This window comes from Streptomyces sp. NPDC056486, from assembly GCF_042795295.1.
GTDB lineage: Bacteria > Actinomycetota > Actinomycetes > Streptomycetales > Streptomycetaceae > Streptomyces.
The window spans coordinates 1-11,496 of sequence record NZ_JBHTSF010000230.1 but is presented as its reverse complement, the minus strand read 5'-3'; the positions used below and the strand labels follow the sequence as shown (position 1 = coordinate 11,496).

General features: G+C 69.5%; 10 protein-coding genes. 3 read left to right on the top strand and 7 right to left on the bottom strand.

All coding sequences use genetic code 11. From position 1 onward, the window contains the following. The 3 genes from ACFQ7F_RS42865 to glgB all read left to right on the top strand — a co-directional run. Positions 1 to 1,125, top strand: a 1,125-nt coding sequence (locus ACFQ7F_RS42865; protein ID WP_383284070.1) for an alpha-glucosidase C-terminal domain-containing protein, incomplete at its 5' end; no start/stop codon positions are given. A gap of 119 nt (positions 1,126 to 1,244) precedes the next feature. Further along, on the top strand, positions 1,245 to 2,672 hold the full coding sequence (locus tag ACFQ7F_RS42860) for a phosphotransferase (RefSeq protein ID WP_383284067.1): 1,428 nt from the start codon (positions 1,245 to 1,247) through the stop codon (positions 2,670 to 2,672). A gap of 27 nt (positions 2,673 to 2,699) precedes the next feature. Next, the gene (gene glgB / locus ACFQ7F_RS42855) at positions 2,700 to 5,039 is read left to right on the top strand and encodes a 1,4-alpha-glucan branching enzyme (protein WP_383284064.1); all 2,340 of its coding nucleotides are present in this window, start codon (positions 2,700 to 2,702) and stop codon (positions 5,037 to 5,039) included. On the opposite strand, the gene ACFQ7F_RS42850 is transcribed toward glgB, so the two are convergent. The 7 genes from ACFQ7F_RS42850 to ACFQ7F_RS42820 form a co-directional block, all read right to left on the bottom strand. Continuing rightward, entirely contained in the window at positions 4,996 to 7,263 is a 2,268-nt protein-coding gene (locus tag ACFQ7F_RS42850) for a HelD family protein (RefSeq protein WP_383284061.1), read from the bottom strand. The genes glgB and ACFQ7F_RS42850 overlap by 44 nt on opposite strands. A 185-nt stretch (positions 7,264 to 7,448) precedes the next feature. After that, entirely contained in the window at positions 7,449 to 7,787 is a 339-nt protein-coding gene (trxA, locus tag ACFQ7F_RS42845) for a thioredoxin (RefSeq protein ID WP_383284073.1), read from the bottom strand. 24 nt (positions 7,788 to 7,811) lie between these two features. Next, complete coding sequence (locus tag ACFQ7F_RS42840; protein WP_383284058.1) at positions 7,812 to 8,204, bottom strand: MerR family transcriptional regulator; 393 nt, start codon at positions 8,202 to 8,204, stop codon at positions 7,812 to 7,814. A gap of 61 nt (positions 8,205 to 8,265) precedes the next feature. Further along, positions 8,266 to 9,174 (bottom strand): NAD(P)-dependent oxidoreductase, encoded by a 909-nt coding sequence (locus ACFQ7F_RS42835; RefSeq protein ID WP_383284055.1) that lies wholly within the window; start codon positions 9,172 to 9,174, stop codon positions 8,266 to 8,268. Positions 9,175 to 9,283: 109 nt separating this feature from the next. Further along, positions 9,284 to 10,165, bottom strand: coding sequence for an SGNH/GDSL hydrolase family protein (locus ACFQ7F_RS42830; RefSeq protein ID WP_383284051.1), 882 nt, complete (start codon positions 10,163 to 10,165; stop codon positions 9,284 to 9,286). Positions 10,166 to 10,369: 204 nt separating this feature from the next. Beyond that, positions 10,370 to 10,870, bottom strand: a complete 501-nt coding sequence (locus ACFQ7F_RS42825; protein ID WP_383284049.1) for an HIT family protein — start codon at positions 10,868 to 10,870, stop codon at positions 10,370 to 10,372. Beyond that, on the bottom strand, positions 10,867 to 11,427 hold the full coding sequence (locus ACFQ7F_RS42820; protein WP_383284046.1) for a DUF1707 domain-containing protein: 561 nt from the start codon (positions 11,425 to 11,427) through the stop codon (positions 10,867 to 10,869). The genes ACFQ7F_RS42825 and ACFQ7F_RS42820 overlap by 4 nt, the downstream gene beginning before the upstream one ends. Between the last annotated feature and the right edge of the window lie 69 nt (positions 11,428 to 11,496).

Genomic DNA, 11,496 nt, shown 5'->3' with positions numbered 1-11,496 from the left:
AACCCCGCCGTCCAGGAAGAAATCATCTCCGCCCTGCGCTTCTGGCTCGACCTGGGCATCGACGGCTTCCGCCTCGACGCCGTCCCCTACCTCTTCGCCGAAGAGGGCACCAACTGCGAAAACCTCCCCCGCTCCCACAACCTCCTCAAACGCGTCCGCGCCGAAATCGACGCCCACTACCCCGACACCGTCCTGCTCGCCGAAGCCAACCAATGGCCCGAAGACGTCGTCGACTACTTCGGCGACTTCACCGACGGCGGCGACGAATGCCACATGGCCTTCCACTTCCCCGTCATGCCCCGCATCTTCATGGCCGTACGCCGCGAATCCCGCTACCCCGTCTCCGAAATCCTCGCCAAAACCCCCGCCATCCCCAACGGCTGCCAATGGGGCATCTTCCTGCGCAACCACGACGAACTCACCCTCGAAATGGTCACCGACGAAGAACGCGACTACATGTACGCGGAATACGCCAAAGACCCCCGCATGCGCGCCAACATCGGCATCCGCCGCCGCCTGGCCCCACTCCTGGACAACGACCGCAACCAGATCGAACTCTTCACCGCACTCCTGCTCTCCCTGCCCGGCAGCCCGATCCTCTACTACGGCGACGAGATCGGCATGGGCGACAACATCTGGCTCGGCGACCGCGACGCCGTCCGCACCCCCATGCAGTGGACCCCCGACCGCAACGCCGGCTTCTCCTCCTGCGACCCCGGACGCCTCTACCTCCCCACGATCATGGATCCGGTCTACGGCTACCAGGTCACCAACGTCGAAGCCTCCATGTCCTCGCCCTCCTCACTCCTGCACTGGACCCGCAGGATGATCGAGATCCGCAAACAGAACCCGGCCTTCGGACTCGGCTCCTACACCGAATTACCGTCGTCGAACCCGGCGGTGATCGCGTTCCTGCGCGAGTACAAGGACGACCTCGTGCTGTGCGTCCACAACTTCTCCCGCTTCGCCCAGCCCACCGAACTCGATCTCCAGACCTTCAACGGCCGCCACCCGGTCGAGCTGATCGGCGGGGTGCGCTTCCCGGCCATCGGCGAGCTGCCCTACCTCCTGACCCTGGCCGGACATGGCTTCTACTGGTTCCGACTGCGCAAGGATCCGGCGTAGGCTCCACCCCTGCTACTCCTGCGCGGGGCGGTTTCCACCGCCCCGCCCTGGGAACTCTCCCGCACAACCGGCACTCCCGCACTCCTCCCTTGTCCGCACCGCGGAAAGGACGCGACGCCATGTCGGAAGCTGTCACCCGCCCGGGCATCACCGCGGACGCGCTGCTCGCCTCGCTCGATCCGCTGTTGCGCGCGTGGCTGCCACGACAGCGCTGGTTCGCGGGCAAAGGCCGCCCCATCACCGACTTCACACTGATCACGGCAACCGAACTACTGCCGCCCACCTCCGAGTTGGGCCTGCTGCACCTGCTCATTCAGGTCCGGCAGCCACAGGTGCCGGGGCAGGTCGGCGGCGCGCCCCCGCTGGCCGCGGACTGCTACCAACTCCTCCTCGGCGTAAGGCGCGAGCTGCCGCCGCGGCTCGCGCCCGCGCTCATCGGGCATGTGACGCAGGGGCCGCTCGCCGGGTTCACCGTCTACGAGGCGCTGCACGACGCCCGTATGTCCGGGTTCCTGCTTGAAGCGCTGCGGATGCAGGCCCGCGTCGGCAAGCTGCGCTTCGAGCGCGACCGGCGCAAGAACATAGGCGAAGACCTCGCACCGCGGGTTCTCGCCACCGAGCAGTCCAACTCCTCGCTCGTGTACGGGGACACGTTCATCCTGAAGCTGTTCCGCCGCATCGTGCCCGGCGTCAATCCGGACCTGGAGCTGCCCCTGATGCTGGCCCGCGAGCGGTGTGCGCAGGTACCTGCTCCCGCCGCCTGGTTCCTGGCGGACGTCGGGGACGAGGTGAACGTCCTCGGCGTGCTCCAGCCCTACTTGAAGGGCACGGCCGACGGCTGGGAGCTCGCCCTGCGGGAGCTCGCGGCCGACCGGGACTTCAGCGGCGAGGCGAGAGCGCTCGGCCGCGCGACCGCCGAGGTACATCTGGCCCTTGCCCGCGCGCTGCCCACGGTCACCCTTGGCCGCGCCCAGGTGGAGCTGATCGCCGAGGGCATGGCCGACCGCCTCGACGCGGCAGCCGGCGCGGTGCCCGCCCTCCTTCCGTACGCCCCCGCCCTGCACACGACCTTCGAGGCGCTCGCCGATCTGGGGCGGGGAGAGGCGACCTGGACGGCCCAGCGCATCCACGGGGATCTGCACCTGGGCCAGTGCCTGCGCTCGCCCGCCGGTGAGTGGTCGCTCATCGACTTCGAGGGTGAGCCCTCACGCCTGCTTTCCGAGCGCAGGATGCCGCAGCCGCCGGTGCGCGACGTGGCGGGCATGCTCCGTTCCTTCGACTACGCGGCACGCTCCCGCGAGCCATGGGCGCCCAAGTGGGCGGGCGACTGCCGGGCGGCGTACTGCACGGGGTACGCCGAGGTCTCCGGCCGCGATCCGCGTACGGACCCGGTCCTGCTGCGCGCCTACGAGACGGACAAGGCGGTCTACGAAGTCCTCTACGAGGCCCGTCACCGCCCCGACTGGCTCCCTGTACCCCTCTCCGCGATCAAGCGGCTCGCCACCAACGGCCCCGCCACGAACGGCCCCGTCACCGATATCCACTGATCCACCATCGCCGAGGAGACGCCCCCTGTGACCCCCCGCCCGCAGCCGCGCAAACCGTCCGACGAGGCCAGCAAGAAGGGCAGGCGAAAGCCGGAGCCCGCCGGACGGACGCCGGAGGCGCCCCGACAGACCCGGCCGAAGCAGCGGAAGTCCAGCAACCCCACGTCGCCCGTCCCCCAGGCCGACCGCGCCCGCCTCCTCGCGGGCACGCACCACGACCCGCACGGAGTACTCGGCGCCCACGTCGTCCGCGAAGGCGTCGCCTTCCGCGCGCTGCGGCCGTACGCGCGCTCCGTCACTGTCGTCGCCAAGGATCTGCGGGCCGAGCTGAAGCACGACGGTGACGGGTTCTTCTCCGGGGTGCTTCCGCTGCGGGAGATCCCCGAGGACTACCGGCTGCGCATCGCGTACGAGGAAGCCGAACTGGAGATCCACGACGCGTACCGCTTCCTGCCCGCGCTCGGCGAGTTCGACCTGCATCTGATCGGCGAGGGCCGGCACGAGCAGCTGTGGAAGGCGCTCGGGTCACGCCCGATGGTGCACGAGGGGGCGACAGGGACGCGCTTCACGGTGTGGGCACCCAACGCCCGGGGCGTGCGCGTGGTGGGGAACTTCAACTTCTGGGACGGCACCGGTTTCCCGATGCGCTCGCTCGGCGGCAGCGGCGTATGGGAGCTGTTCGTGCCGTCGATCGGCGAGGGCGAGCTCTACAAGTACGAGATCACCCGGCCCGACGGATCGAAGACGCTGCGCGCCGACCCGCTCGCCCGCCGTACGGAGACCCCGCCCGCGAACTCCTCCATCGTGCACGAGTCGCATCACGACTGGCATGACGCGGACTGGCTCGAACGCAGAGCGGAGGTGCCCGTCCACCAGTCGCCGTTCTCCGTGTACGAGGTACATCTGGCGTCCTGGCGCCCTGGCCTGACGTATCGCCAGCTGGCCGAACAGCTCCCCGCCTACGTGGCCGATCTGGGGTTCACTCACGTCGAGCTGATGCCTGTCGCCGAGCACCCCTTCGGGGGTTCCTGGGGCTATCAGGTCACCGGCTTCTACGCGCCGACCGCACGCCTCGGCACACCCGACGACTTCAAGTTCCTCGTCGACGCGCTGCACAGAGCGGGCATCGGCGTCCTGATGGACTGGGTGCCCGCACACTTCCCGCGCGACGACTGGGCGCTCGCGGAGTTCGACGGGCGCACCCTGTACGAGCACGAGGATCCGGACCGGGCCGCGCACCCCGACTGGGGCACCCTGGAGTTCGACTACGGCCGCAAGGAGGTCCGCAACTTCCTTGTCGCCAACGCCACTTACTGGTGCGAGGAGTTCCACATCGACGGCCTGCGCGTCGACGCCGTCGCCTCGATGCTGTACCTCGACTACTCGCGCGAGCACGGCGAATGGTCCCCGAACATGCACGGGGGCCGCGAGAACCTCGACGCCGTCGCCTTCCTCCAGGAGATGAACGCCACCGTCTACCGCCGCGCCCCCGGCGTCGTCACGATCGCCGAGGAGTCAACGGCCTGGGACGGCGTGACCCGCGCGACGCACCACGAGGGCCCCGGCGGCTTCGGCGGGCTCGGCTTCGGCCTGAAGTGGAACATGGGGTGGATGCACGACTCGCTCGACTATGTGTCGAAGGAGCCCGTGCACCGCAAGTTCCACCACAACGAGATGACGTTCTCGATGGTGTACGCGTACAGCGAGAACTACGTCCTGCCGATCTCGCACGACGAGGTCGTGCACGGCAAGCAGTCCCTGGTGTCGAAGATGCCCGGCGACTGGTGGCAGCAGCGCGCCAATCACCGCGCCTACCTGGGCTTCATGTGGGCCCACCCCGGCAAGCAACTCCTCTTCATGGGGCAGGAGTTCGCCCAGGGCGCCGAGTGGGCGGAGGGACACGGCCCGGACTGGTGGCTGCTCGACCCCGCGTACGGGGCCGAGGCCGACCACAGAGGCGTACGCGATCTCGTGCGCGACCTCAACACCGTCTACCGCCGCGAGCCGTCGCTGTGGCAGCGCGACACGGACCCCGGCGGCTTCGCCTGGGTCGACGGCGACGCCGCGGAGGACAACGTCTTCGCGTTCCTGCGCTACGCCGACGAGTCCGCCGAGAACACGGACGGCGCACCGCTCCTCGCCATCTCGCACTTCTCACCGGTGGTGCGGCACGAGTACCGCCTGGGCGTCCCCGGCGAGTACACCGCCTGGCGCGAGGTCCTGAACACGGACGCGGCCCGCTACGGCGGCGGCGACGTCACCAACCCGGACCCGATCAAGACCGAGCCGGTGGCGTCGCACGGCCGCCCCGCGTCCCTGCGGCTCACCCTGCCGCCGCTGGCCACGGTGTGGCTGCGACCTGTTTGAGCGCCACCGGCAGCTCCTGCGTGTGCAGGATGCCGAGCCGCTGCGTGGCCCGGGTCAGGGCCACGTAGAGGTCGCTCGTGCCGTAGCGGTCCGGCTCCACGACCAGGACCGTGTCGAACTCCAGGCCCTTCGCCTGACGCGGGTCGATCAGAACGACCGACCGCGTCAGGTCCGGGGCCTCCCCGGCCGTCACACCGGGGAGCTTTGAGGCGAGCTCGTCATGCAGCTCGCGTGGGGCGATCACCGCGAGGCGGCCCTCGTCCCGTGTCTCGGCCGCCACCGTGTCGGCCACGGCCGCGGCCAGGTCGTCGGTGCGGTGCGCCCAGGGCAGCACGCCCGTGGACCGCACCGAGCTCGGCGGCCGGAAGTCGGGGTGCTCGACGCGGGGCACCTCGGCGGCCACGTCCATGATCTCCACCGGCGTGCGGTAGTTGACGCCGAGCCGTGTGTACTCCCAGCGGTCCTCGACGTACGGGGAGAGGATCGTCTCCCAGGTGCCGCAGCCGCCGGCCTCCGCCGTCTGCGCGGGGTCGCCGACCAGCGTCATCGAGCGGGTCGGACAGCGCCGCATGAGCAGCCGCCAGGCCATGGCGGAGAGTTCCTGCGCCTCGTCCACGATGATGTGCCCGAACGCCCAGGTCCGGTCCGCCGCCGCGCGCTCGGCGGCACTGCGGTGATCGTCCTCCTCCTGGCGCTCGGCCATCCGCTCCGCGTCGATGATGTCGTGCGCGAGCAGGACTTCCGACTCGTCGTCGTCCTTGTCCTCGAACTCGTACGTCCGGGATGCGTACGAGACGTCGAGCACGCCCTGTGCGTAAGCGATCTGCTTCGCACGCTCAGCCTCCGCCATCGCCTTCGCCGCGCTGTCGTCGTTGCCGAGCAGCTCGGCGGCTTCGTCGAGGAGCGGTACGTCGGCGGCGGTCCAGTCGCCGCCGCGCGGGCGCCGGACGATATGGGCCTCCTCGTCCGGCAGATACGGCGTCGGCTCTTCGAGGAAGTCCGCGAGGAAGCGCTCCGGGGTGAGCTGCGGCCACAGCTCCTCGATGGCCGCGTGCACGTCGGGGCTCGCGGCGATCGCCTTGCCGAGCTGGGCGATGTCGTCGGGGCCCAGGAAGTTGGGGCCGCCGTACGGGTCGGCGCCGAGCCGCTCGGCCAGCTGCTCGGTGAGCATGTCGATGACGCGGAAGGCGAAGTGCGGTCGGCCGAGGTTGTGCGGGACGTCCGCATCGCGGGCCGCCTCGCGTGCTTCGTGGGCGATCGTCCAGTCCAGGACGAGGTCACCGTCGTCGTGCTCGATGATCAGCGGGGCGCCGGGCTCGGGGGTCTGCTGCCGGTCGCGCAGGGCGGCGGCGAGCACGTCCGCCATCTCGGCGCGGCCCTTCACCTCCGCGGCTTCGGGGGTGTCGGTGCCGGTGGCGCCGACGCCGGGGAACAGCTCGCCGACCGTCGAGAGGAGGACGCCCGTCTCGCCGAGCGCGGGCAGGACCTCGCTGATGTAGCCGAGGAAGGCCGGGTTCGGGCCGACGATCAGGACCGCGCGCTTGGCGAGCAGCTGACGGTGGGCGTAGAGGAGGAACGCGGCGCGGTGCAGCGCCACGACCGTCTTGCCGGTGCCGGGGCCGCCCTCGACGACGAGGACGCCTTGATGCGGGGCGCGGATGATGCGGTCCTGCTCGGCCTGGATGGTCTGCACGATGTCGTGCATGCGCCCGGTGCGGGCCGAGTCGAGCGCGGCGAGGAGCACCTCGTCGGCGTCCGCGCCCTCGTACCCGGTGCGGGTGGTGTCGCCGAGATCGAGGATCTCGTCGTGCAGGGCCGTGACGTCGCGGCCCTTTGTGGTGATGTGCCTGCGCCTGCGGAGCCCCATCGGCGTATGACCGGTCGCGAGATAGAAGGGGCGTGCGACATCGGCACGCCAATCGATCACGAGTGGGGTGCGTTCGATGTCGGACGCACGGATTCCGATGCGTCCGATGTGGTGATCACGGCCGTCGCGGAATTCGAGCCTGCCGAAGCAGAGCCCGTTCTCCCCCGCGTCGAAGGCGGCCAGCAGTCCGGACCGCTCGGCCACCAGGACGTCACGCTCGATCCTGGCCTGCTGACCGTTGCCGACCTGCGACAACGACGCCCGCACGGCGGCTTCCGCCTCCTCGCGCAGCGCGTCGAGGCGCGCGTACAGCCCGGAGACGAATTGCTGCTCTTCACGCAATTCCTCGGTTGACAATTCAGCCCCTCGCCAGTTACAGTGCTCGTATACAGATTCTCGCGATTCCGCTCTGCCCAAAAGAGCCAGTGGTCGCGAAAGGATCTAATATACGCGAAGAAATGCCCCGGACGTCAATTCGTCCGGGGCATTTCTCTTTCCACCTGCGGGTGACCGCGTGTTCCACCTGCGGGTGACCCCGTGGGTCAGAGCACATCGGCCTCTGCGAGCTCGGCGAGCAGCTTGCGCTTGGGCCGCGCGCCCACCATGGACTTCACCGGCTCACCGCCCCGGAACACCAGCAGGGACGGCACGGAGAGGATGTTGTACGCGATCGCGGTCTGCGGACTGTGGTCCACGTCCACCTGCACGATCTTCAGCCGGTCCGCCTCCTCGCGCGAAATCTCGCTGAGCACCGGCGCGAGCTGCCGGCACGGGCCGCACCACTCCGCGCCGAACTCCACGAGCACCGGCTGCTGAGCCTTGAGCACCTCCGCCTCGAAGTCCGCGTCCGTCACCTCGGCCACACCGTCCGCCTTGACCATCGCCATGCTTACGCTCCCTCTCCCTCAGCCCGTCAGCTCGCACTGCGGGTCCGGACCTCCCACAACCGCAGCCTCGGCGCGCACAAGCTGCGCACCGACCTGTTCACGCACCGCACTCAACTCACCGATCAGCGAGTCGAGTTCACTGAGCTTGCGGCGGTAGACGTCGAGCGACGCGGGGCAGGAGTCGCCCGCCGGATGCCCCGACCGCAGACACTCCACGAACGGCCGCGTCTCCTCCAGATCGAACCCGAAGTCCTGCAGGGTCCTGATCTGCTCAAGGAGGCGTACGTCGTCCTCGTCGTAGGTGCGGTAGCCGTTGCCACTGCGACGAGCGGGCAGCAGCCCCCGTGACTCGTAGTACCGAAGGGTCCGCGTAGTGGTGCCGGCCCGCTCCGCAAGTTCGCCGATGCGCATGCGTACGACGGTAATCCTTGACGCAGGCGTCAAGGCCAGCGTGATGGGGCAGCGTGCCGGGTCAGGGAGCGCGGACGGCCTCGATGGTGGCCGTCCAGCCGTCCGCGCCGTGCCCCTTGGCGATGGCCCGGTCCAGGACGGCCTTGATGCCGCCCAGGGCCCCCACGTCCAGGCCGCGGTGCGCGGAGGCGTGGATGACGTGATCGACGTTGACCGCCTCCGTGACGAGCGGGGCCTGGTCGCCCGGATAGTCGCCGGAGTCGACCTCGCCCCCCATCGACTCGACGATCGGCGGGAAGATGGAGAGCAGGGCGCTCAGGTAGGGGGCAAGGTCCGCGCCCTTCACGCCGTCCGCCCCGGCCAGCGCGAAGGCGTGTACGAGACCGGCCATGCTGGTCCAGAAGAAGTCGAGCAGGGCGTTGTCGTAGACGGCCGCGAGTCCATGGTCCTCACCGAGGTACACGGTGTTGCCGCCGAGCGCCTTGAGCGTGCTCGCATGCCGGTCGTACACGGACTTCGGACCGCTGTGGAAGAGCAGCGCGTCGGCAGTACCGATGACCGTCACCGGCACCAGGATGGCGCCGTCCAGGTAGGCGATGCCGTGCTCGGCGGCCCAGGCGGCGGCCTCGCGCGAGCGTTCCGGGGTGTCCGACGTGAGGTTGACCAGGGCGCGCCCCTTCAGTTCCGGGGCGATCGGGCCGAGCACGGCCTGCGAGACGTCGTAGTCGTAGAGGCAGACGATCACCACCTCCGAGGCGCGGACCGCATCGGCGGCGGTGGCGGTACGGGTCGCGCCCGCGGCCACCAGTTCGTCACCCTTGCCCGGCGTGCGGTTCCAGACGGTGGTGGGGTGACCGGCCTTGAGGAAGGCACCGGCGAGTGCCTTTCCCATGGCGCCGAGGCCGAGGACGGTGACAGGAGAAGGGGAGGTGACAGGGGTAGTGGACGGGTCGTGGCTCTGGTTCGTCATGACGACCATGCTTGGCGGGCGCCCAACTCCCCACAAGTACCGACTAATTAGTCAGCTACTTACGAAAAGGTAAGCATAGGAAGGGAGTTGGGGCCCGCCGGAAGCTCTCTCAGCTCAGCTTCAGCACGCCGATCGCCTGGTCGGCCATCCCGGACTCGCCGAGGGCGTTCGGGTGCACCGGGACGAAGTTCGTGCCGAACAGCACGGGTTCGATCCAGCGGGTGCCCAGCGGCTTGCAGGCGTCGTGTCCTTCCGATGCGGCGGCCATGTCGACGAACGTCGCCCCCGTCTCGGACGCGGCGCGCTGCACGGCGTTGTTCAAGTGGGTCTGGAGGTCCCGCAGGTAGGGGACATCCCCCGTGGCGATCGGCATCTTGGCGAAGCACGTGGGGTCGGCCTTGGCCGGGACGATCCACGGGTAGCCGAGTACGCCGACGCGCGCGTGCGGCGCCTTGGCCTTGACCGCTCGCAGGGCGGTCTTCAGCGCCGGATACGTACTGGCGTCGATCTCCTTGGTGAACTTGTCCCCGTTGGCGTCCTTGCAGGGGCTGCCCTTGCCGCCGGAGAGCACTCCGGCGCTGCCGCAGGCGAGGATCGCGCTGATGAAGGTGCTGTTGTCGTTGCCGCCGATGGTCAGCGTCACGAGATCGGTGTCGGCGTCGACGGCGTCGAGCTGCGGGGCGACACCGGGGTACTGCGACCCGGCGAAGTCCTTGGTCTGGGCTCCGCCGCAGGTCACGTCGGTGAGCTTGGCGCCGGTGCGCTTGGCCACGACATGCGGGTAGTTGGCCGTCGAGCGTGCGCAGAGGAGCGGCGCGGTCAGATCGAGGGGCAGGACGCCGGATCCGGCGCTGTAGCTGTCGCCGAGGGCGACGTAGTCGAGCGGGTCGCCGCCGGTCGCCTGGGCGGGTGCGGCGGCCAGGCCGAGGGTGGCGGTCGTGACGGCGGCGAGGGCTGCCGCCAGTCGCGGGGCACGGGTGCGGATCGCCATCTGGAGTCTCCTTTGAATCCGATGAATCCGATGAATCCGGTGGGGGGTCAGTCCCGGAGAGGAGCGAGCAGGCCGCAGGGGCCAACAGCCTTGCTGTGGGGGTATTTTGGGCAGGCTTCAGCGGCTTTCGGCGGTTCTCGGTGGTACAACGCTGAAGTTACTGGCAGGTTTGAATAACAGTCAACAGTTTGCGCACGGGCCCACCTAGATGGCGGAATCCCCGTCCGGCGCACCCTCATCCAGCGCACGCCGCACCCGCCCGCAGAACTCCTCCACCGCACCCGGCTCCGGCAACGCGCCATCGGCGAGCATCGCCATCTGGAGGGCGGGCCCGTACGCGCCGCCGTGGCGGTCGACGTCAGGCGTACGGGCGGGCTGCACCACGAAGTGGATGTGACCGGGGACGCGCCCGGCGTGCGACCAGAGGCAGACGTACACCTGCTCGCACTCGTCGCCCACCGCCGCGCGTACGGCGGCGGTGACGCGGGTGATCAGAGGGCCGAGCCCGGCGCTCTCCGCGGTGTCCAACTCGTGTACGCCGGTGATGTGTCGCAGCGGCTTCACGACGAGAGTGCCGACGCCGAGCGCCCCTACACAGTGCTCGACGGTCCAGTACGCCGTACGCAGGAGGGTGCCGCCGGGCAGGGGTACGGTGCCGTCGGTGAGACCGCAGGCGAGACAGTCCCGGCCACCGCCCGACGTCACCTGTCCGTGTCGGGGCCTCGACGCGCGTGTCGGATTCTCAGCTTGCCGAACCCCATGACCCCGGAGATCCGTATCGTCGGCCCGCCGGGCCGGGAGTGCCGCCCGGGCTTGTAGTCGAGATCCTTCCAGCCGGTGTTCAGACCCTCGACGTCGACGGTCGCGTCGCGAGGCACCGTGATCCTGGCCCGGCCGGTGCCGAGCTGCAACTCGATGTCGACCACCGGGTGTTCGAGGACCGCCTGGGACAGATCCAGGTTCACCCTGCCGAACGCGGACTCGACCTTGAGGTGCCGGGACACCCGCCAGGCGCCACGCCGGTGGATCCGTCCGCCGGCGGCGGCGATCGTGGACGTGGTGCCCGCATCCTGTGCGGGGAGCGAGGCCAGCGCCGACTCCAGCTCGCTGTGCGCCTTGGCGGTCAGCGCCCGATGGAGGCGTTCGTCCATCTCCTCGTGCGAGATGTGCCCTTCGGCGTACGCCTCCTGCAGGCGCTGTACCGCTGTGTCGCGGACGCCTTCACTGATCCGTGGCGACGGTTTTTCCGGCATGGAGGTCACCGTTTCACTCTAAGGCGTGCGGTGTCGTACAAACCGAAAAGGCGGGCAGGTCCGCCGCGGTCATGATTC

Bases quoted from the DNA above. Each gene is read 5' to 3' on its own strand.
- ACFQ7F_RS42860 (WP_383284067.1), top strand. From the start codon at position 1,245: ATGTCGGAAGCTGTCACCCGCCCGGGCATCACCGCGGACGCGCTGCTC.
- trxA (WP_383284073.1), bottom strand. From the start codon at position 7,787: ATGGTCAAGGCGGACGGTGTGGCCGAGGTGACGGACGCGGACTTCGAG.
- ACFQ7F_RS42840 (WP_383284058.1), bottom strand. From the start codon at position 8,204: ATGCGCATCGGCGAACTTGCGGAGCGGGCCGGCACCACTACGCGGACC.
- ACFQ7F_RS42835 (WP_383284055.1), bottom strand. From the start codon at position 9,174: ATGACGAACCAGAGCCACGACCCGTCCACTACCCCTGTCACCTCCCCT.
- ACFQ7F_RS42830 (WP_383284051.1), bottom strand. From the start codon at position 10,165: ATGGCGATCCGCACCCGTGCCCCGCGACTGGCGGCAGCCCTCGCCGCC.